The sequence below is a fragment of the Janthinobacterium sp. Mn2066 genome (assembly GCF_049319705.1).
Lineage (GTDB): Bacteria > Pseudomonadota > Gammaproteobacteria > Burkholderiales > Burkholderiaceae_D > Janthinobacterium.
Window position 1 is genome coordinate 425,414 of the sequence record NZ_JBMOUF010000006.1, and the last position, 18,989, is coordinate 444,402.

Here is an 18,989-nt window from a genome sequence, read left to right on the forward strand (position 1 = left end):
AGTTGCAAGCAAGACCCCGCCGGCCCGCTCTGGGCCAGCATGACACGGCGGCTGGACCGCCGTGTTTCGTTAAGGCTCAAAAAATATCATGTTGAAAACTCCGGTCACTAGCAAATTCCGTTGGATCGCAGGCGCCGTGCTGATGCTGGCGACAGCGGCCAGCCATGCCGTCGATTTCAAATCGGTGGGCGCCGCCCCGGTCATCCTGTACGACGCACCGTCCGTCAAAGGCGGCAAGCTGTATGTGGCGCCGCGCGGCATGCCGCTCGAAGTCGTCCTCAGCTATGGCGAATGGGTCAAGGTCCGCGACGCCAGCGGCGAAATGGCCTGGACCGAAGCGAAGGGCCTGAGCCCGAAACGCAATGTCGTGGCGCGTACCGCCAACCTGAAAGTGCGGGCCAGCCCCGACGACAATGCCTCGCCCGTGCTGCTGGTCGACAAGGGCGTCTTGCTCGAATTGAGCGAACAGCCCACTTCCGGCTGGGTCAAGGTGCGCCACAAGGATGGCCAGACCGGCTACGTCAAGACCAGCGAAGTCTGGGGCCTGTAAGCGCTGCTGGCGCCGCCGGCGCTGATCCCGGCGCCGCCTTCCATCCCCCTGCCCGACTGAGGTTGCATGCAAGTTTCTCCTGACAACATTTCCGATACCACCGCCACTGGCCAGCGCCGCAAGATTACCGTGCTGGGCGCCGGCGCCTGGGGCACCGCCGTGGCCATGGCGCTGGCGGCCCGCCACGACGTACTGCTGTGGGGCCGCAACGGCGCCGCCATGGCGGCGATGGCGACCAGCGGTGAAAACAGCTATCTGCCCGGCTTTGCCTTGCCACCGCAGATGCTCATTTCCGGCGATTTCGATGCCGCCGTGGCGCATGCCGGCGGCGAGCAGGCGCTGCTGATCGCCGCCTGCCCCGTGGCCGGTTTGCGCCCGCTGTTGCAGCAACTGAAACACAAGCAGATTCCCAACCTGGTCTGGCTCTGCAAAGGTTTTGAAGATGGCAGCGGCATGCTGCCGCACCAGATCGTGCAGCAGGAACTGGGCGACCAGGTAGCGGGCGGCGCCCTGTCCGGCCCCTCGTTTGCACAGGAAGTGGCGCGCGGCTTGCCGTGCGCACTGACGATCGCATCCAATAATGCCGAACTGCGCAGCAAGGTGGTGTCAGCCTTGCATGGCGGCACCATCCGCGTGTATGCCAGTGAAGATCTGGTGGGCGTGGAAGTGGGCGGCGCCGTGAAAAATATCCTGGCGATTGCCACCGGCGTGGCCGATGGCCTGGGCCTGGGCTTGAATGCCCGCGCCGCGCTGATCACGCGTGGCCTGGCGGAAATCACGCGCCTGGGCACGGCCCTGGGCGGCCAGACAGAAACTTTCATGGGGCTGACCGGCATCGGCGACCTGCTGCTGACCTGCACCGGCGATTTGTCGCGCAACCGCCGCGTGGGCCTGGCCCTGGCGCAAGGCAAGCCACTGGCGACCATCGTGGCCGAACTGGGCCATGTGGCCGAAGGCGTGCCCTGCGCGCGTGCCGTACGCGCACTGGCGCACACCATGCAGGTCGACATGCCGATCACCAATGCGGTGGCCGGCGTACTGTTCGATGGGGATTTGCCGCAAGATATGGTGCAGCGCCTGCTGGCCCGCGACCCGCGCGACGAAGCGAAATAAGCATCCGAAGATGCAGGCGGGCTTAGCGGCCCGCCTTGGCCATCAAGATAGTTAATAGCAATAAACTGTCGGCCCGCGCTTCCACCGCATGGGCCTGGCCGCCGTGCAGATACAGCATCTGCCCCGGCCCCAGTACTTGCTGGCCGCCATGGGCCTCCACCACCACCTGCCCTTGCAGGCATAGCACGGTGATTTCACCGAGTACATGATGTTCGGGCATGATCTTGCCCTTGGGCATGCACAACCGGATCAATTCCAGCTCGTCCGTCTTGGCCAACGCGATGGCGGAAAACTGCGACAAATCGCCGCCATGTCCCCGCTGCACGTCGATCACTTCTCCTGATGCTGCATGGGGCAAGGCCATGGTTTCCTCCTATGCTGACACTTAAACCGCCTCTTCGTCCGGCTCTTTCGCGCCGCGCATCCATTCCACCAGCGGGAACGCATCCTTCAAGCCTTCGGCCAGGATAGGCAGCAGTTTTTCCGGTGCATTCAAGGGCAGCGGTACTTCGGTCCAGACAAAAAAGCTTTTCAGCTTGATGAACTCGATATGCTCGGCGTCAGCGTCAAACCCCTTCGGCGGACGCTGCAGCTTGCCTTCATTCTGGATCGTGTCGTAACGCGCCTTCAAGCGCTTATTCTTGAGCACTTTGGAAAAACCTGGCGCGTCGTTGACCATGTGTTCGCGCAGCGCCTTCAGCCGGCCCGGCGGCGGCATGTATTCGCCGGCGCCGAACAGCAGGTTGCCCTGGCCATCGATCTGCAGATAGTACGTCGGGCCGCCAGCCTTGCTGGGGCGGCGCATGTCGTTCGGCGCAATCGCCGCCGAGAAACGCGTTTTATACGGACTCTTGTCGTGCGCAAAACGCACGTCGCGGTTGATGCGGAACATGGCTTTCTTCGGGTTGCAATACTTCACGGCAGGGTCAAACTTGCCCAGCTCGCCGATCAATGACGTTACCAGCGCCAGGAATTCTTCGCGCAAGATGTCGTAGCGCGGCTTGTTCATCACAAACCAGGGACGATTATTGTTCTCGCTCAGTTCACGTAAAAATTGGGTCAAATCACGCACATGCATGTGTCAGGTTCCGATACACAACTATTTGGACGGGTCTTTCGGGATGGGCCGCTTGCCCACCACCACATCAAGCACCGCTTCACGGCTCTTGCGCAGCACCGTCATTTTAGCTTTTTCACCGGGCGGCAGTTGGGCGATCAAGTTCAGCATTTCCGTCGTGTCGCCCACGTTCTTGCCTTCGACCTTGAGCAGGATATCGCCCGGCTTGATGCCCGCCTTGTCGGCCGGCCCATTGCGCACCACGCCGGCAATGATGGCGCCGCTGCTGCGCTGCAAGCCGAAGCTGTCGGACAGTTCTTTCGTGATGTCCTGCATTTCCACGCCGATCCAGCCGCGCACCACGTGGCCGTTCTTGATGATCGCTTCCATCACCGTCTTGGCGGTGGAAACGGGAATCGCAAAGCCGATGCCGACCGAGCCGCCGCTTTGCGAATAGATGGCCGTATTGATGCCGATCAAATTGCCGCGCGTATCGACCAGCGCGCCGCCCGAGTTGCCGAAGTTGATCGCCGCGTCGGTCTGGATGAAATTTTCAAAGCTGTTGATGTGCAGATTGTTGCGACCCAGCGCAGAGATGATGCCCATGGTCACCGTCTGGCCCACGCCGAACGGGTTGCCGATGGCCAGCACCACGTCGCCCACGCGCGCCTGTTCCGACTGGCCCAGCACGATCACGGGCAATTTGTCGAGGCTGATACGGATGATGGCCAGGTCCGTTTCCGGGTCCAGGCCGACCACCTTGGCGGGCGCCTTGCGGCCATCGGCCAGCACCACTTCGATCTCATCGGCGCCTTCAACCACGTGGTTATTCGTCAGGATATAGCCTTCGTGGCTGACGATCACGCCGGAACCCAGGCTGTTTTGCAGGTCGTCGTCGCCGCCATCGTCGTCATTGCCGGGCGTGCGGTCGCCAAAGAAGCGCTTGAAGAAGGGGTCGCGCGCCAGCGGATGGGCGCTACGCTTGGGTGCTTGCGTGGTGAGGATGTTGACGACGGCGGGCATGGCCCGCGCCGCCGCGTCGCGGTAGGAACCGGGCGCCAGGCTGCTGGACGCCGTTTCCACCACCGGCACCGGCGTCGCTTGCGAGCCCAGCTGCTGTACCCGGCTGGCCGGGCGCAGCGCGCCATACACAAAGTACAGCGCCAACGCGATCGTCACGGTTTGCGCAAACAATAACCAAAATCGTCGCATGGAGCTTTACCCTGTTCAGCCAGCCGGTCTGTGCCGGGACGGCTTATTGTGCCAGATCGTTGTTTTTCTGTGCGCCCTTCTGCAGGGAATCGCGGATTTCGCGCAGCAGCACAATGTCTTCCGGCGTGACGGGTTCGGGCGCCGGCGCGGCAGGAGCGCTGCGGCGGGCCTTGTTCATCAGGCGCACCATCTGGAAGATGATGAAGGCGAGAATGATGAAGTTGAGCAAAATGGTGATGAAATTACCGTACGCTAAAACAGCGCCCGCTTTTTTTGCTTCCACCAGGGTCATGGTGGTGGCCTGGCCATTCAGGGGCAGGTAATAATTGGCGAAATCGAGGCCGCCGAAAATACGGCCGATCGGTGGCATGATCACGTCTTGCACCAGCGAATCGACAATCTTGCCGAAGGCGCCGCCGATAATGACACCAACTGCCAGGTCGACGACATTGCCCTTCATTGCAAATTCTTTGAATTCTTGCATCATTGCCATGAATTATTCTCCTTCGGGTAGATATAAAAAACATGCCGATCATACTATTGATTCCCATCGTCACCAACTTGCGGTTGTGTGCGCGAGCAATTGCGACATGCTGCAGTGCGCATAGTTCAAAAGAACTAGCCACTGCCTGCAAAAGTATATAAATTATGGTACAGGCAACGTTTATCTTTAATTCGTTGTTTGCTTCACTTATAATTTGCGGTTGCCAGAGGCGGCTTTTTCACTTCAGGCTAATCAACAAAAAACCGGCACGGGCTGCGATATTGCCCGAAGTTCCGCAGAGATGTTGCCACTTTACCGGACAAAGAGACGGCCTGGGGCAAGCGATGGGAAAGCGCTTCGGCAGCGTACTTTTCGCGGGTGCCACTCATAATAAAGATTCGCATTTTGAATGATTGGGGTTTGCATGAGTAACGAAAAGCAGGTCGATTCAGGCCGTCGCGGCTTGCTCGTCGCCACGTGCGCGGCGGGCAGTGTCGTTGGTTTGGCCACCGCAGGAGCCTTGGTAAGCACCTTCCAGCCGTCGGAGCGCGCGAAAGCGGCCGGCGCGCCGGTCGAAGTAGACATCAGCACCTTGCAACCAGGCGAAATGCGCACCGCCGAATGGCGCGGCAAGCCCGTCTGGATCCTGAAGCGCACGCCGGAGATGCTCGCTTCCCTCAAAAAAACCGACAACGAAGTCGCCGACGCCAAATCCGAACGCAACCCCGACGAGTTCACGCCGCCCTATTGCGTCAACGAATGGCGCTCGATCAAACCTGAAATCCTGGTCGCCGTCGGTATCTGTACCCACCTCGGCTGCTCGCCATCGGCCAGGTTCACGCCCGGTCCGCAACCATCGTTGCCGAATGACTGGGAAGGCGGCTTCCTCTGTCCTTGCCATGGTTCCACCTTCGACCTGGCCGGCCGCGTGTTCAAGAACAAGCCCGCCCCGGACAACCTGCAAGTGCCGCGTCATATGTATCTGAGCGACACCAAATTGCTGATAGGTAAAGACGAGAAAGGCGAGGCTTGATCATGGCAGCTTTTAAGGAAACCAAACTCCCTCCCGACGCCCCCGCAGCGCAAAAAGCACTAGGCTGGGTCGACGACCGCTTTCCCCTCTCCAAGCTGTGGAATGATCAATGGGGCAAATACTACGCCCCGAAAAACTTCAATTTCTGGTACATCTTCGGTTCGCTGGCCATGCTGGTGCTGGTCTTGCAGATCGTCACCGGCATCTTTCTGACCATGCATTACAAGCCCGATGCGGCGCTGGCCTTCAATTCCGTCGAGTACATCATGCGCGAAGTGCCGTGGGGCTGGCTGGTGCGCTATATGCACTCGACCGGCGCCTCGGCCTTTTTCATTATTGTCTACCTGCACATGACGCGCGGCCTGCTGTACGGCTCGTACCGCAAGCCCCGCGAACTGATCTGGCTGTTCGGTTTCGCCATCTTCCTGTGCCTGATGGCCGAAGCGTTCTTCGGCTATCTGCTGCCATGGGGCCAGATGTCGTACTGGGGCGCACAGGTGATCGTCAACCTGTTTGGCGCGATTCCCCTGATCGGCCCGGACCTGTCCTTGTGGATACGCGGCGACTATGTGGTCTCCGACGCGACCCTGAACCGCTTCTTTGCCTTCCACGTGATTGCCATTCCCCTGGTGCTGCTGGGCCTGGTCGCTGCCCACCTGATCGCCCTGCACGAAGTCGGTTCGAGCAACCCGGACGGGATCGAAGTGAAAGAAAACCTGGGCGCCGATGGCCACCCGCTCGACTCGATCCCGTCGCACCCTTACTACACCGTGCATGATTTGTTCGGCGTCTCGATCTTCCTGGTCCTGTTCAGCGCGGTAGTCTTCTTTGCGCCGGAAATGGGCGGTTATTTCCTGGAATACAACAACTTCCTGCCCAGCGATTCGCTGAAGACGCCAACCCACATCGCCCCCACCTGGTATTTCACGCCGTTTTACTCGGTGCTGCGCGCCACCACGGCTGAATTCATGTACGTGTGCATGGCTGCCGTGGCCGCCTACGTGGTCTTCATCTGGCTCAAGTCGCGTTTGTCGACCACCGTCAAATCCATCATCGCCGTGATTGCCTTGCTGGCCATTATCGGCATGCTGCCGCAGATCCTGGACGCAAAATTCTGGGGCGTGGTGTTCTTTGGCAGTTCGGTGGTGATCCTGGCCTTCCTGCCATGGCTGGACCATTCGCCGGTGAAATCGATCCGCTACCGTCCGGACTGGCACAAATTGGTGTACGCCCTGTTCGGCCTGTCGTTCCTGACCCTGGGCTACCTGGGCACCCAGGAGCCGACCGGGACCAAGACCCTGATTTCGCAAGGATGCACCCTGATTTACTTCAGTTTTTTCCTGCTGATGCCATGGTGGAGTGCAATGGGCAAGTTCAAGACCGTGCCGTCGCGTGTGACATTTCACCCGCACTAAGCCGATCCCACGCCACGCTCAAAGGACCTCACATGAAGATTGCAAAAAAACTGCTCGCCATCCTGGCCTTCGTGCCTGCCATGGCACTCGCCAGCGAAGCCAGCTACCCGCTCGACAAGGCGCCCGACCGTTCGACCAATCTGGCAGCACTGCAGCACGGCGCCAAATTGTTCGTCAATTATTGCCTGAATTGCCATTCTGCCGTCTCGATGCGCTACAACCGCCTGAAAGACCTGGGCCTGACGGAAGACCAGATCAAGAACAATTTATTGTTTACCGGTGATAAAGTAGGCGACCTGATGACAACCAGCCTGGCGCCCAAGGATGCCAAGGCCTTTTTCGGCGTGGTACCGCCCGATTTGTCGGTAATTTCACGCGCAAAATCATCTTCCGGTGGCACAGGCGGCGACTACCTGTATACTTACCTGCGTACGTTCTATAAAGACGACACTCGTCCGACCGGCTGGAATAACATGGTCGTGCCGAATGTTGCCATGCCGCATGTGTTATGGGAGTTGCAAGGTATCCAGACTGCCAAGTTTGATGAAGAGGCTGATCCGCATGAAGCGGGCAAGACAATTCGCAAATTTGTCCGCTTCGAGCCAGTCAAGCCAGGCACGTTGAACAAGATCGAGTATGACACTGCGGTGGCCGACCTGGTCGGCTACATGGAGTGGATGGCCGAACCGGCACAGCAAACGCGCAAACGCCTGGGCGTGTGGGTCTTGCTGTTCCTGTCGGTTTTTGCTCTGCTGGCATGGCGCCTTAACGCGTCGTTCTGGAAGGAAGTCAAATAAGTGAGGCGCCGGCCGGAAGCCGGTCGGCGCCTGTTTCTGCGTTGTCCGCACGAGTGGACAAGCGACCTGGGGTGAGCCGTTCGCGGCTTCACCCCCTTTGTTTCTAAGGAACTATAAAAAATGATGGTTCTCTATTCGGGTACAACCTGCCCATTTTCGCAACGCTGCCGCCTGGTCCTGTTTGAAAAAGGCATGGACTTCGAAGTGCGCGACGTCGACCTGTTCAACAAACCGGAAGACATTTCGACCATGAACCCGTACGGCCAGGTCCCTATCCTGGTCGAACGCGAATTGATCTTGTATGAATCGAACATCATCAACGAGTACATCGATGAGCGCTTCCCGCATCCGCAACTGATGCCGGCCGATCCGCTGATGCGTGCCCGCGCGCGCCTGATGCTGTTCAACTTCGAAAAAGAACTGTTCGTGCACGTGCACGTGCTGGAAAGCGAACGCGCCAAGAGCAACGACAAGAGCCACGACAAGGCGCGCGCGGAAATCCGCGACCGCCTGACGACCCTGGCGCCGCTGTTCCTGAAGAACAAGTACATGCTGGGCGACGAATTCTCGATGCTCGACGTGGCTGTGGCGCCGCTGCTGTGGCGCCTGGACCACTACGGCATCGAACTGTCGAAAACGGCTGCACCGCTGATGAAATACGCCGAGCGCATCTTCTCGCGCCCAGCGTATATCGAAGCGCTGACCCCCTCGGAAAAGGTCATGCGCCGCTAAAAGATATGCCCGGCAAGCCATGCTTGCCGGTGTATCTTGCGGCAATAGCTTTTGCGCTAGTTGCTCTGTCTCATTGAAGTACCGGTGCGCCCGCCTCATGCCTGATGGGGGCGCTCCCGCCTCACCGTACCTATCATGTCTGAAATTTCAACCAAACCTTATATGCTGCGCGCCATCTATGAGTGGTGCACCGACAGCGGCTACACGCCCTATCTCGCGGTCAAAGTCGATTCGCGCACCACGGTACCGATGGAATACGTGAAAAAAGGCGAGATCGTGCTCAACATCAGCTTCGGCGCCACCAGCGGCCTGAAGATGGACAACGATGCGATCCGCTTCCACGCCCGCTTTGGCGGCGTTTCGCGCGAAATCTATGTGCCGGTCGACAACGTGATGGCCATCTACGCCAACGAAAACGGCCAGGGCATGGCCTTCGAGCCCGTGCTGGGCAACGACGACCCGGACGCCAGCCCCACCAACAGCCCCGCTTCCGCCGACGCCCCACCACCGCCGCCAGCCCCCGTGGCCAGCGTGCCGACCCTGTCGTCGGTGCCGACCAGCTCGCCTGAACAACGCGATGCCAGCACGCCAGGCGATGACGAACCACCAAAAAAAGGCGGCCGCCCGACCCTGACACGCATTAAATAGCGTATAATTCGCAACGCGCAGTTTTTGCCGACTTAGCTCATTTGGTAGAGCAGTTGATTTGTAATCATCAGGTGGCCAGTTCGAAACCGGCAGTCGGCACCAGAATTTTAGTAGGAATATCAAAGGGTTACATGCTTCGGCTTGTGACCCTTTTTTGCTATTGGTTTCGAGAATGATTATTTGTACCCCATTTGTACCCCAAGTCGATCAACAACAATAAACGCAAGTCTTCCTTCGCGACTAGGGTTTGAATCCGGTGCTACTCTACAAATGTTGCAAACTGAGCCGGGGCTAAGGCCGCCGCATTTAACTTTAAATATCATCAGTAGCGAAGGTAGATTGTTACCCCATACATCTGTTGACGAATGCGTTGGCCTTTGGTAGCATTTCTTTGCGACTGCGGATTGGATTCCGGCCGAGTTTCGCAAACTTGGAGTTGTGGGTTCGAATCCCACCAGTATTCTTAAGGCCTCACCTCAGTGTGAGGCCTTTTCATTTCTAAACGCGTAATGGTGCTGCGCACTACAAGCTACGGGCTGCTCGCAAACAGCAACTGACGCTAACCACTAAAGCGGACAGTCAAACATACCGGCCACCAGTTATATCAAACTGGTTTGGCTGGTCATGAGTAACCGAAATAAGCACTAAACCCATAAACGGCTCTCGCCATGCACTACTTAACCTAGTGGACGCGCCGTGTTCGTTTGCTCGCAGAATTGACCCATTCTGATTGCCCCACCTTCCACTGCCTGGCAAATGCAGCCACGCGGTCATATGACCCTTCATAGCCCAGCCCCTTAAGTTCTAAGTGGAGCTGCTTCAGATTGCGACGTTGCTTTCGGGGCTTGCCTGCCTCGGCCTTGAGCCAGGCCGACAGCTGCACAGAATATTTGTCTAAGAGACTTGATGATCGCCGCTCCGCATAGGAGGGCTCGGTGATTTCCGACCGCAAGTATCGCCGGACGGTATTGCGGGAGATACCCAGTCGCCTGGCGATCTCTCGAAGAGGAACCTGGTCACGAAGGTGCCAGCGTCGAATTATGCCTAATAAAGCCACGTCGATCACTCCGATCTCCTGTCGAAAGGACAGGAAGGATTGTGCTATGAACGTGGGTCAGATTCCGTTGCAAATTCGTGGGGAAGGTGGGTCAAATTTCAATGCAACTTAACACGGTGGCCGGCATGACAGCGGCAGCAGCGATACTGCTCCCCTCTTCGAGCGACCAGTCGAGCAGGACCGACAAGGGAAAGCGCAGCGTATCGCCAAATGCGGTCAGGCTGTACTCGACCCGTGGCGGCACTTCGGGATAGATGTTGCGATCGACCAGCCCGTGGGCCTCCAGCTGGCGCAGCGTCTGCGCCAGCATTTTGGGCGAGATGTCGGGCAGGCTGCGCTGCAATTGGCTGTAGCGCCTGGTGCCCTGCATCAGCACCATCAGGCACAGCATCGACCATTTGTCGGAAAACAGCTTGCACCCCCTGAAAACGGGGCAATCCTCATTGAACAGCGGCTTGGTGCGTATCCGCTGCATTGCCGCGTCCGTAATGGCCGTCCTGGCCTTGCGCACGATTTCTTCGGTTTCCATTCTCACTCCTTACTTTCTTTTTGGTAAGTACTTTCCTAAAAAGTGCTTACTTCCCAAAGGATAGTATCAGCTTTAGACTTGCCTCATCTACTGATGCGAGAGGAAACGATGTACACCACACACAAAAATGATGCCTCGGCTGCAACACTGATGGCATGCCACCTGCAGCTGATCGGCACCGACCTGTCGGCCTGGCTGGCCCTGCTGGCACACGATGCGGCAATCGAATTTCCTTATGCCGCGTCGCTTGGCTTGCCTGTGCGCATCGCAGGGCGGCAGGCGATTGCAGCTTACATGCAGTCGATCAGCGGCAGTCTGCAAGCGTTTGAGTTTTCGCAGGTCGAGATCACGGCCAGCGCCGATGGCCGCCAGGCCTGGGCCAGCTTTCACGGTGAAGCAAAAACCAGGAGCGGACGCGCCTATTCGCAAGACTATGCAGCGTTGATGGAGGTGCGTGACGGCAAGATCAGGCGCTACCGCGAATTCTGGAACCCCTGCCACGTCGCCTGGGCCCTGGAAATGCCACTCGTTATCGAAAAAGACACCGGGAGCCGGGCATGAAAGTCGTCATCGCAGGGGCCAGCGGCAACATCGGCTACCGGGTTGCCGAGCAGCTTTTACATGCCGGGGAGAGGCCAGTCTTGCTAGCGCGTAACGCCGCCAAGGTGGCCAGTCTGCTTGCGCGCGGCGCGGTACTGGTCGAAGGCGGCTCGGACGATACCGCCAGCGTGATGCAGGCCACGCAGAATGCCGACGCCTTACTATGGCTGACACCGCCTGCGCTTGCCGCAGACAGCCTGCAGCAATGGTACGCGCGCACTGCGCGCATCGCCTGCGACGCTATCGCGGCAAACGGCGTTGCCAGGGTCGTCCACATCTCATCGATAGGTGCTGGCGCGAGGCCCAACCTGGGAACGGTCAGCTACAGCGCAGAGGTGGAAAACGCGTTCGCCGCGACCAGGGTCCATCTCGTCAATCTGCGGCCCGGCTACTTCATGCAGAACCTGGCGGCACATTACGCCAGCATGCGAGACGAAGCCGTCATCCGCATGAGCTTTGCGCCCGATCACGATATGCCCTGGATCAGCACCGACGATATCGGCGACGTGGCGGCACGTTACCTGCTCGATACGACATGGGCGGGACAGTGGGCGCGCAACCTGATGGGTCCGGAGAATCTGAGCTTGCAACAGGTCGCGGCGATTGCCTCGGAAATTCTCGGCAGGCAGGTGCGCTATGAACAGGCCTCGCTCGCACAGCTTGACCGCGCCTTCGCACACATGGGCGCCAATGCACAGGTGCGCACCGAGTTGGCCGAGCTGATGACGGCGCTGGGCGATCCTGACGGCATCTATGCCACTGCGCGCACACCGGACGCCTGTACCCCGACTTCGATGCAAGCTTTCCTCCGCGCTGGACTGAATAACCTGGCCTGAATCGATGGCAAAAGACATGGCATGTCAGACGGCACGGCACAACGGCCGCCGGACATGTTCACGATGCCCCCGCCATCGCTGGCCTCAAGCCAGGCGCGTCATTTCGCCGCAGCTGCCGCCGCCTTGCCCTGCTTGCGCAGATAAAGCATCTGGGCGCTCAAGCCGAGCACCAGCAACGCCAGCAGGCCTGCCTGGCATCCCAGCAACAGCGGCGATGTCAGATCGGTGACAAACGGATGCCCGTCCGGCACGCGGCGCAGGGTTTCCGTCACGGTCGGCACCATCAGCAGGAACGCCGTGATCGTCAGGAAGATGGTTTCCAGGTAGTGTGCTGCGCGTCCCAGGACTGGCAGCCGCCCGACGCCATAACCAGCCAGCAGGAACGCCAGGGTGGCCAGCGCAATGCCATAGCTGACCGGCTGGTGCGCCACCAGGAATACGGTAACGGCCCCCACCAGCATCGAAACAAAATACACGGTCCCTGGCGTGGAGCGCGGCGTAATGCGTCCGTGGCGCGCAAACATGTACACCGCCAACGGAATCGCCGGCAAGCTGCCCAGCGTATGAATCCAGCCCAAATGAGAAATGCCAAACATGGTGTGTTCCTTTATGCAGAAAGTAAGTGCCAAGCAAGAGGAATCCCGCTCCCGAGGGAGGATGATTCCTGAAATATACCTATTAGTAGGTAGGTTTTTAGGGCAAACTTGAAGCGTGGATGATTGCTCCCCCAGCCTCAAGCCACGAAACGCGCCAGCATCGGATTGACGATCAGGCCAAACATGGCGGCGTCTTCGCAGGCGCGGGCCGACAGCATGGCGCCATGCACCGTCGCCATGAATATTTCCGCCTCCACCTGCGGCGCCCCGTGCAGGCGAATGGTGCCCTGTAGTTTGCCGCGCTCCAGCACAGAGGCCAGCCAGGCCGACAACATCCTGAAGTGCGTCTTGACCTCCAGCGCGATTTCTGCGGGCAGTATCGGCATTTCCGCTGCCAGCATGGCGCACACGCAGAACGAGGAAGCGGGATCGGCGATGCACTGTTCCCAGTACCCTACGTAGGCGCGCAGCTGCGCCATCGGATCAGCAATGCTGCGTTCGAGATGTTCAATCCCGGCCCTGGCTGCCTCGCGATATTGCTGCACCAGCGACTGCACCAGCATGGCCTTGCTGGCAAAATGATGGTGGATGCTGGCATTGCGAATACCAATGACTTTCGCTATGTCAGCATAGCTGAAGCCGTTATAACCGCCCGCAATCACCAGCGTTTGCGCGCACTGCAGGATTCTTTCAGAAGTATTGAGCGGACTGTTCATTTTCAGGACTCTACCTTCTAGTAGGTAGCTAGTCAAGCCCTGAATAAATGGCGGTCCTGACCCGCATGTCAAATCACCATGCCACCCGACACCTCGATGCGCTGGGCGGTGACCCAGCGGTTGTCGTCGGACAGCAGCGCAGCAATCATCGGGCCGATGTCGTCTGGCTGGCCGACACGGCCCAGGGCAGTCATGCCGGCGACGCGCTGGTGCAGCTCGGGATTGTCGCGCACCATGCCGCCGCTGAAATCGGTGGCGATGGCGCCGGGAGCAACCGTGTTGACGGCAATGCCGCGCGCGCCCAGTTCCTTGGCCTGGTAGCGCGTGAGGATTTCAACCGCGCCCTTCATCGCCGCGTATGCCACGCTGCCCGGTATGACGATGCGCGTCAGGCCGCTGGAAATATTGACGATGCGCCCACCGTCCTTGAGCAATGGCAGCAATTTTTGCGTGAGGAAAAATACACCCTTGAAATGCACCTGGTACAAGCTGTCGAGGTCATCTTCGGTAACGTGCTCGAAGGCCTGGTGGTGTGAGGTGCCGGCATTGTTGACCAGATAATCAAATTGCCGGGCGCCCAGCTGCGCCAGCGCCTGTTCCACGCGCTGCACAAAGCCGCCAAACGCCCCCGTGTCGGCGACATCCAGCTGCAGCGCAATGGCGCGGCTGCCATGGTCGCCGACAGCCGACATCACCTCATCCGCTTCGGCGCGGTTATTGCGATAAGTAAAGATAATATCGACACCGCGCGCGGCGAGCTGCAGCACGGTATTGCGGCCCAGGCCACGGTTGCCCCCCGTAATGATGGCGATGCGGCGTTGCGGCTGGACATTGTTTTCGATAGACATGGCAAACTCCGGTCAGGTTGTAGTATCTGCATGATACTGTCGCCACCTTGCCGCTTGAATGCCGAAACTTTGCCGATTCCTGCCTATTCCTGCTTTCCATCCTATAATCCTGCCATATACCAACAACCCCTGGCACGCCATGTCCACCACCTTGCTGGAAGCCGTCCGGCGCTATACCGATGCCCAGCCCGGCGACAGCCCCTTCGTCACCGCGATCAAGGGATTTTTCATCCTGCGCTCGGCGCATGCCAAGCCGCCTGCCCACCTGCTCTTCAAGCCTGCGCTGTGCATTGTCGTGCAGGGGGCGAAGTGGGCGCTGTTCGGCGACCGGCATGTCGATTATGGCCCTGGCCAGGCATTGCTGGTCAGCGTAGAAATGCCGGCCCTCGGTCGAGTCGTGCAAGCCAGTGCGGATGCGCCCTACCTGGGCCTGATCATCGAATTCGACCTGGCCGTCATGCGCGCCGTGCTGGAACAGATGGATGCGCCACCGCAGGCAGGCGGCCAGGTGACGGGCGGCGTGGTGCTTACCGAGTTCGACGGTCCGCTGGCCGATTGCGCGCTGCGCATGGTGCGCCTGCTTGATACACCGCAAGCGATCAGCATGCTGTATCCGGCCATCATGCGCGAAATCTGTTACTGGCTGCTCAGCGGTCCACACGGCAACACGGTGGCCAGCATGGCGCTCGGCAACAACCATGCGCAACACATCGTCAGCGCAATCCACGCCTTGCGCGACCGCTATGCGGAAACGGTCAGCATCAATGCACTGGCGTCGATTGCGCAGCTGAGTCCCTCGGCGTTTCACCGGCAATTCAAGCTGCTGACGTCGATGACGCCGCTGCAATACCAGAAGCAGCTGCGTTTGCTGGAAGCGCGCCGCCTGATGCTCAGCGAAGCGGCCAATGTCGAAACGGCGGCCTTCCGCGTCGGCTATGAAAGCGCGTCGCAGTTCAGCCGCGAATATGCGCGCCTGTTCGGCGCGCCGCCACGGCGCGATATTGCCGCCCTGCCGGCCGGCGCAGCCTCACTTCAAGGGCTTTTATAACCATCCGTCAAGGTCTTCAGGAACGCCACCACGTCGGCGATTTCCTTCTCGTTCAAGGCGGGCGCCTGGCCCGGCTTGCGGTCGAACGGGGCTTCGACGTTGACGTTCGCTTCCATGCCGGGCGGCATGTCGTCGTACTTGTGCACGCTGCCGTCGGGGTTCTTCGGATACCATTTTTGCGGCGCCGTGTCGCGCTGCACGTAGAAGCGCAGCACCTGTTCCAGGCTGGTGAAGCTGCCATTGTGGAAGAAGACCTTGCGCAGCGCGACGTTGCGCAGCGAGGGGGTCTTGAAGCTGCCGCAGTATTCCTTGTGGTCCTTCAGGTCGGTGCGGTCCGGGCCGCACAGGCCCAGGTCGAAATACGCGGGGTCGGCGTTGACGGGCAGCTTGCGGTTGCGCGGCACGCCGATATTGATCAGGCCATAATCCGTAAATTGCGGGAAGCCGCCGCCTGCGGCCGGCTGGCTGATGTGGCAGGAGGCGCAATTGCCCTTGTTTTCATCGTTGAACAGGGCCAGGCCGCGCAATTCCTGCGGGTTCAGCTGCACCTGCTTGCGCAGGTAGGCGTCGTATTTGCTGGTGTAGGGATAAAAATCGGCCGGACTTTCCTGGAATACTTCCAGCGACATCAGGGCCCAGCGCAAGGCCTGTTCCGGCTGCGCAAAAATATCCTCGCCATAGGTTTTGCGGAACTGCGCCGCCAGCGGTCCGTGCTGCAATTTGGCGATCACGGACGCCGTATCCGGGTTGCCCATTTCGCGTGCCGACAGCAAGGGGCCCAGCGCCTGTTCATGGCCCGATTGGGAGCGGCCATCCCAGTTGCGCCCGCCGGTCGGCCCCGCATCGACGCTGTCGTCGCCGTCATCATCGTGGAAATGTTCGGTGAACGAGGGCGCGTTCTGGATATAGCGCAAGGATGGCACGGCGCGCGTGCCGGCATCTTTCAATTCGGGGCCGCCCAGCTGCACCGCCAGCGAATTGGGCGGGCCATAGGCGTGCTCGGGACTGTGGCAGCTGGCGCACGACATCTTGCCCGACACCGACAGGCTGGGCTCGAAAAACATGGCGCGTCCCATGGCCGTCATTTCCGGCACCGAGGGCTGGCGTTTCAAGCTCGGTGCGTAGGCGGCCGTCAGGTAAGCGGGGGCCGAGGCAGCGGCGGCGGCGCTTTTGGGCGCTTCTTTCTGCGGCTGGCAGGCGCACAGCAAGCCGGCACAGAGCAAACCCAGCAGGGGTGGCAACAATTTCATGAACGGGAATCGGCGGATAACACAGCCGCAGGATGGAGTTGGGCCTGCAGCCTAGCGGGCGAATATGACAGGCATGTGACATGGCGACGCCAAGCCGGATAAATGCAAAAACCAAGGGTTATTTCACAACGCGAACATTACTGAATGTAACGTCGTATACATTTCATCAAGTTGAAATATTTGCTCAATAGCATGCCAATCTTTCCACCCCTAAGGCATGAAAAACATGAATTCGCACGCAAGATTCGCTTTACGCCCCTTGCCATTATTGATCTCGCTGGGACTGAGCGCTGGACTGGTGGCCTGCGGCAGCAGCGATAGCCCGGTCACGACCAAAGGCCAGGTGATCGGCAGCTATTACGAAAACGCCGTGGTGTGCATGGAAAGCGCCACCACCAAGCTGACCTGCGACAGCAACGCGCTGCCAGCCAGGACCGCTGCCGACGGCAGCTTCACCATCAATGGCCAGGGTCCGGTGCTGGCCGTGGTCGGCACCGACGCGATTCGCCACGACGTGCTGGGCGACGCCGGCACCAAGGTCACGCAAAAGCTGATCCTGCGCGCCCCGGCCGGCCATGGCGCCTTTGTCAGCGCCCTGTCGACCGAACTGACGCAAGTCATGGAGAGCAATGGCGGCGATTTCGCCGGTGCCAGCAGCAAGCTGGCGGCGCGCATCGGCGTGTCCGAAGCGGCCCTGGCTTCCGACTTCAACAAGGCGACGGGCAATGACCTGACCAAGCTGAAGGCGGAAAACGCCAGCGTGACTTCCGTCATCGCCACCGCCAGCGCCGCTGCGGCGCCGGCCGACGTCCTGGCTGGGCTCAATAGCGGCCTGGCGCTGAACAATATCCAGACCATCGTCGTGATCTACGCGGAAAACCGCGGCTTCGACAACCTGTACGGCCTGTTCCCCGGCGCCAACGGCGTACCGGGCGTCAACCCGACGTCGACGTCCGCCTACATCCCGCAAAAAGATGTCGACGGCAGCGTCCTGCCCGTGCTGCCACCCACCTGGGGCGGCATGACCGCCGCCGGCCAAAGCACCGTCATCACCCAGGCGCAATCGGCCAACCTGCCGAACAAACCTTTCCAGATCGACGACGCCAACAGCCCGATCAACATGCCGCAATCGGTCATCACGCGCGACCTGGTGCACCGTTTCTATAACAACCAGATGCAGATCAATGGCGGCGCCAACGACAAGTTCGCGGCCTACTCGGACGCCGGCGGCCTGACCATGGGCTACTACGACGGCAGCAAGATGCAGCTGTGGAATATCGCCAAGCAATATGCACTGGCCGACAACCTGTTCATCGGCGCCTTCGGCGGTTCTTTCCTGACCCACCAGTACCTGATCTGCGCCTGCGCGCCGACCTATCCGAACGCCGACACCTCGGTGGCCAAGAATTCGATCTCGAAGATCGACGTCGACGCCAACGGCAGCTTCGTGCGCCTGACGCCAGCAGCCACCACGCCAAGCTCGGTCCTGAATGGTGCGCCTGTGTACGCCAACGACAGCACCTTGACGCCAGCCGACAGCAGCGGCATGTTCTACGCCGTCAACACCATGCAGCCAGCGTTCCAGCCGAGCAGCAACGCCCCGGCCGCCGGCGACAGCACCAAGCTGTATGCCGACACCAGCAAGGCGACCACCTTGCCGCAACAGACGCAGACCAATATCGGCGACTTGCTGTCGGCCAAGAACATCGACTGGGCCTGGTATGCCGGCGCATGGAAGGACACCACCGCACTGGCCACGGCCAGCGCGCGCAACAACAACTTCCCTAGCCCGCCGAACTTCCAGTTCCATCACCAGCCGTTCAACTATTTCGCCAGCATGGACCCGGTCAAGGCGCCTGCCTACCGCGCCGCCCACTTGCGCGATTTCGACAGCCAGTTCATGAGCGACGCCGCTGCCGGCAAACTGCCTGCCGTGACGTTCTACAAGCCACAGGGTAACTTGAACCAGCACTCCGGCTACGCCAGCGTGGCCGATGGCGATGCGCATATCGCCAGCGTGATCGCCCAGCTGAAACAAAGCCCGCAATGGAAAAACATGCTGGTGATCGTCACCTACGATGAAAACGGCGGCTACTACGACCACGTGGCGCCACCGAAGGGCGACCGCTGGGGTCCGGGCACGCGCGTGCCGGCCATCCTGGTATCGCCATACGTGAAAAAAGGCCTGGTTGACCATACGCAATATGACTCGGCCTCGATCCTGCGCGCCATCACCCACCGCTTCTCGCTGCCGGTACTGAACGGCCTGACGGTGCGCGACAAGGCATTGGTCGCCAACGGCGGCAAGCCGATGGGCGACTTCAGCGCAGCACTGGCGCTGCTGCCGCAAGAGTAACGTCAGCATGCAAGCCGGCGCCGCTTGAAACGGGGCCAGCGCCCCCTCCCCCCCCCCCTCGCCCCCCCGGACCGCGGCACGGCGGGTGATTTTTTTTTGTGTTGGTGGTAAA

General features: G+C 60.0%; 20 protein-coding genes, 1 tRNA gene and 1 pseudogene. 12 read left to right on the forward strand and 10 right to left on the reverse strand.

Annotated features, from left to right (window positions below; translation table 11 throughout):
• The first annotated feature begins 88 nt into the window (after positions 1–88).
• Both ACL9RI_RS14465 and ACL9RI_RS14470 read left to right on the forward strand, forming a co-directional pair.
• Positions 89–550 (forward strand): SH3 domain-containing protein, encoded by a 462-nt coding sequence (locus ACL9RI_RS14465; protein WP_422727221.1) that lies wholly within the window; start codon positions 89–91, stop codon positions 548–550.
• 66 nt (positions 551–616) lie between these two features.
• Positions 617–1,663 (forward strand): NAD(P)H-dependent glycerol-3-phosphate dehydrogenase, encoded by a 1,047-nt coding sequence (locus tag ACL9RI_RS14470; protein ID WP_422727222.1) that lies wholly within the window; start codon positions 617–619, stop codon positions 1,661–1,663.
• Positions 1,664–1,685: 22 nt separating this feature from the next.
• Here ACL9RI_RS14470 and ACL9RI_RS14475 read toward each other — a convergent pair whose 3' ends face one another.
• Genes ACL9RI_RS14475 through mscL form a run of 4 tightly spaced genes read right to left on the reverse strand, consistent with a single transcriptional unit; the run spans position 1,686 to position 4,425 of the window.
• On the reverse strand, positions 1,686–2,027 hold the full coding sequence (locus tag ACL9RI_RS14475; protein ID WP_422727223.1) for a cupin domain-containing protein: 342 nt from the start codon (positions 2,025–2,027) through the stop codon (positions 1,686–1,688).
• A 21-nt stretch (positions 2,028–2,048) separates the two neighbouring features.
• On the reverse strand, positions 2,049–2,741 hold the full coding sequence (locus tag ACL9RI_RS14480) for a DUF2461 domain-containing protein (RefSeq protein ID WP_300759858.1): 693 nt from the start codon (positions 2,739–2,741) through the stop codon (positions 2,049–2,051).
• A gap of 21 nt (positions 2,742–2,762) precedes the next feature.
• Positions 2,763–3,932: a Do family serine endopeptidase gene (locus ACL9RI_RS14485; protein WP_422727224.1), complete on the reverse strand. Its 1,170-nt coding sequence runs from the start codon at positions 3,930–3,932 to the stop codon at positions 2,763–2,765.
• Positions 3,933–3,975: 43 nt separating this feature from the next.
• Positions 3,976–4,425, reverse strand: a complete 450-nt coding sequence (gene mscL, locus ACL9RI_RS14490; protein WP_422727225.1) for a large conductance mechanosensitive channel protein MscL — start codon at positions 4,423–4,425, stop codon at positions 3,976–3,978.
• Between the two features lie 415 nt (positions 4,426–4,840).
• On the opposite strand from mscL, the gene petA reads away from it, so the two are divergent.
• The 6 genes from petA (at position 4,841) to ACL9RI_RS14520 (ending at position 9,143) form a co-directional block, all read left to right on the forward strand.
• Positions 4,841–5,449: a ubiquinol-cytochrome c reductase iron-sulfur subunit gene (petA, locus tag ACL9RI_RS14495; RefSeq protein ID WP_183736838.1), complete on the forward strand. Its 609-nt coding sequence runs from the start codon at positions 4,841–4,843 to the stop codon at positions 5,447–5,449.
• A gap of 2 nt (positions 5,450–5,451) precedes the next feature.
• Complete coding sequence (locus ACL9RI_RS14500) at positions 5,452–6,864, forward strand: cytochrome b (RefSeq protein WP_422727226.1); 1,413 nt, start codon at positions 5,452–5,454, stop codon at positions 6,862–6,864.
• Positions 6,865–6,896: 32 nt separating this feature from the next.
• Positions 6,897–7,661, forward strand: a complete 765-nt coding sequence (locus ACL9RI_RS14505; protein ID WP_422727227.1) for a cytochrome c1 — start codon at positions 6,897–6,899, stop codon at positions 7,659–7,661.
• 120 nt (positions 7,662–7,781) lie between these two features.
• Positions 7,782–8,393 (forward strand): glutathione S-transferase N-terminal domain-containing protein, encoded by a 612-nt coding sequence (locus tag ACL9RI_RS14510; RefSeq protein ID WP_008443913.1) that lies wholly within the window; start codon positions 7,782–7,784, stop codon positions 8,391–8,393.
• Between the two features lie 135 nt (positions 8,394–8,528).
• A complete protein-coding gene (locus ACL9RI_RS14515) occupies positions 8,529–9,041 on the forward strand; it encodes a ClpXP protease specificity-enhancing factor (RefSeq protein ID WP_422727228.1) in 513 nt (170 codons plus the stop codon).
• Between the two features lie 26 nt (positions 9,042–9,067).
• Positions 9,068–9,143, forward strand: a tRNA-Thr gene (locus ACL9RI_RS14520).
• A 637-nt stretch (positions 9,144–9,780) separates the two neighbouring features.
• Here ACL9RI_RS14520 and ACL9RI_RS14525 read toward each other — a convergent pair.
• Positions 9,781–10,107, reverse strand: a pseudogene (locus tag ACL9RI_RS14525) (helix-turn-helix domain-containing protein); the annotation flags it as partial.
• An 82-nt stretch (positions 10,108–10,189) separates the two neighbouring features.
• Positions 10,190–10,627, reverse strand: coding sequence for a winged helix-turn-helix transcriptional regulator (locus tag ACL9RI_RS14530; protein WP_422727229.1), 438 nt, complete (start codon positions 10,625–10,627; stop codon positions 10,190–10,192).
• 108 nt (positions 10,628–10,735) lie between these two features.
• Here ACL9RI_RS14530 and ACL9RI_RS14535 point away from each other — a divergent pair, with 108 nt between their 5' ends.
• Together ACL9RI_RS14535 and ACL9RI_RS14540 are read left to right on the forward strand one after the other, a co-directional pair.
• Positions 10,736–11,188, forward strand: a complete 453-nt coding sequence (locus ACL9RI_RS14535) for a nuclear transport factor 2 family protein (protein ID WP_422727230.1) — start codon at positions 10,736–10,738, stop codon at positions 11,186–11,188.
• Entirely contained in the window at positions 11,185–12,063 is an 879-nt protein-coding gene (locus ACL9RI_RS14540; RefSeq protein WP_422727231.1) for an NmrA family NAD(P)-binding protein, read from the forward strand. The genes ACL9RI_RS14535 and ACL9RI_RS14540 overlap by 4 nt, the downstream gene beginning before the upstream one ends.
• A 98-nt stretch (positions 12,064–12,161) precedes the next feature.
• Here ACL9RI_RS14540 and ACL9RI_RS14545 read toward each other — a convergent pair whose 3' ends face one another.
• From ACL9RI_RS14545 to ACL9RI_RS14555, 3 genes are all read right to left on the reverse strand, one after another.
• Positions 12,162–12,659 (reverse strand): hypothetical protein, encoded by a 498-nt coding sequence (locus ACL9RI_RS14545; RefSeq protein ID WP_422727232.1) that lies wholly within the window; start codon positions 12,657–12,659, stop codon positions 12,162–12,164.
• A 137-nt stretch (positions 12,660–12,796) separates the two neighbouring features.
• The gene (locus tag ACL9RI_RS14550) at positions 12,797–13,375 is read right to left on the reverse strand and encodes a TetR/AcrR family transcriptional regulator (RefSeq protein WP_422727233.1); all 579 of its coding nucleotides are present in this window, start codon (positions 13,373–13,375) and stop codon (positions 12,797–12,799) included.
• A gap of 68 nt (positions 13,376–13,443) precedes the next feature.
• The gene (locus ACL9RI_RS14555) at positions 13,444–14,223 is read right to left on the reverse strand and encodes an SDR family NAD(P)-dependent oxidoreductase (protein ID WP_422727234.1); all 780 of its coding nucleotides are present in this window, start codon (positions 14,221–14,223) and stop codon (positions 13,444–13,446) included.
• 139 nt (positions 14,224–14,362) lie between these two features.
• On the opposite strand from ACL9RI_RS14555, the gene ACL9RI_RS14560 reads away from it, so the two are divergent.
• The gene (locus ACL9RI_RS14560) at positions 14,363–15,271 is read left to right on the forward strand and encodes an AraC family transcriptional regulator N-terminal domain-containing protein (protein WP_422727235.1); all 909 of its coding nucleotides are present in this window, start codon (positions 14,363–14,365) and stop codon (positions 15,269–15,271) included.
• Here the strand turns inward: ACL9RI_RS14560 and ACL9RI_RS14565 are convergent.
• Positions 15,256–16,521 (reverse strand): cytochrome-c peroxidase, encoded by a 1,266-nt coding sequence (locus ACL9RI_RS14565; RefSeq protein ID WP_422727236.1) that lies wholly within the window; start codon positions 16,519–16,521, stop codon positions 15,256–15,258. The genes ACL9RI_RS14560 and ACL9RI_RS14565 overlap by 16 nt on opposite strands.
• 226 nt (positions 16,522–16,747) lie before the next feature.
• Between ACL9RI_RS14565 and acpA the strand changes: the two genes are divergently transcribed.
• Complete coding sequence (acpA, locus tag ACL9RI_RS14570; RefSeq protein WP_422727237.1) at positions 16,748–18,877, forward strand: acid phosphatase; 2,130 nt, start codon at positions 16,748–16,750, stop codon at positions 18,875–18,877.
• Positions 18,878–18,989: the final 112 nt, after the last annotated feature.

What these genes read in the sequence shown, in the direction of transcription:
- ACL9RI_RS14485 (WP_422727224.1), bottom strand. Translation starts at nt 3,932, where the DNA reads ATGCGACGATTTTGGTTATTGTTTGCGCAAACCGTGACGATCGCGTTG.
- ACL9RI_RS14550 (WP_422727233.1), bottom strand. Translation starts at nt 13,375, where the DNA reads ATGAACAGTCCGCTCAATACTTCTGAAAGAATCCTGCAGTGCGCGCAA.
- ACL9RI_RS14545 (WP_422727232.1), bottom strand. Translation starts at nt 12,659, where the DNA reads ATGTTTGGCATTTCTCATTTGGGCTGGATTCATACGCTGGGCAGCTTG.
- mscL (WP_422727225.1), bottom strand. Translation starts at nt 4,425, where the DNA reads ATGGCAATGATGCAAGAATTCAAAGAATTTGCAATGAAGGGCAATGTC.
- ACL9RI_RS14505 (WP_422727227.1), top strand. Translation starts at nt 6,897, where the DNA reads ATGAAGATTGCAAAAAAACTGCTCGCCATCCTGGCCTTCGTGCCTGCC.
- ACL9RI_RS14540 (WP_422727231.1), top strand. Translation starts at nt 11,185, where the DNA reads ATGAAAGTCGTCATCGCAGGGGCCAGCGGCAACATCGGCTACCGGGTT.
- ACL9RI_RS14530 (WP_422727229.1), bottom strand. Translation starts at nt 10,627, where the DNA reads ATGGAAACCGAAGAAATCGTGCGCAAGGCCAGGACGGCCATTACGGAC.
- ACL9RI_RS14555 (WP_422727234.1), bottom strand. Translation starts at nt 14,223, where the DNA reads ATGTCTATCGAAAACAATGTCCAGCCGCAACGCCGCATCGCCATCATT.
- ACL9RI_RS14515 (WP_422727228.1), top strand. Translation starts at nt 8,529, where the DNA reads ATGTCTGAAATTTCAACCAAACCTTATATGCTGCGCGCCATCTATGAG.
- ACL9RI_RS14535 (WP_422727230.1), top strand. Translation starts at nt 10,736, where the DNA reads ATGTACACCACACACAAAAATGATGCCTCGGCTGCAACACTGATGGCA.
- ACL9RI_RS14560 (WP_422727235.1), top strand. Translation starts at nt 14,363, where the DNA reads ATGTCCACCACCTTGCTGGAAGCCGTCCGGCGCTATACCGATGCCCAG.
- ACL9RI_RS14470 (WP_422727222.1), top strand. Translation starts at nt 617, where the DNA reads ATGCAAGTTTCTCCTGACAACATTTCCGATACCACCGCCACTGGCCAG.
- ACL9RI_RS14475 (WP_422727223.1), bottom strand. Translation starts at nt 2,027, where the DNA reads ATGGCCTTGCCCCATGCAGCATCAGGAGAAGTGATCGACGTGCAGCGG.
- ACL9RI_RS14565 (WP_422727236.1), bottom strand. Translation starts at nt 16,521, where the DNA reads ATGAAATTGTTGCCACCCCTGCTGGGTTTGCTCTGTGCCGGCTTGCTG.
- ACL9RI_RS14465 (WP_422727221.1), top strand. Translation starts at nt 89, where the DNA reads ATGTTGAAAACTCCGGTCACTAGCAAATTCCGTTGGATCGCAGGCGCC.
- ACL9RI_RS14510 (WP_008443913.1), top strand. Translation starts at nt 7,782, where the DNA reads ATGATGGTTCTCTATTCGGGTACAACCTGCCCATTTTCGCAACGCTGC.
- ACL9RI_RS14500 (WP_422727226.1), top strand. Translation starts at nt 5,452, where the DNA reads ATGGCAGCTTTTAAGGAAACCAAACTCCCTCCCGACGCCCCCGCAGCG.
- petA (WP_183736838.1), top strand. Translation starts at nt 4,841, where the DNA reads ATGAGTAACGAAAAGCAGGTCGATTCAGGCCGTCGCGGCTTGCTCGTC.
- acpA (WP_422727237.1), top strand. Translation starts at nt 16,748, where the DNA reads ATGAATTCGCACGCAAGATTCGCTTTACGCCCCTTGCCATTATTGATC.
- ACL9RI_RS14480 (WP_300759858.1), bottom strand. Translation starts at nt 2,741, where the DNA reads ATGCATGTGCGTGATTTGACCCAATTTTTACGTGAACTGAGCGAGAAC.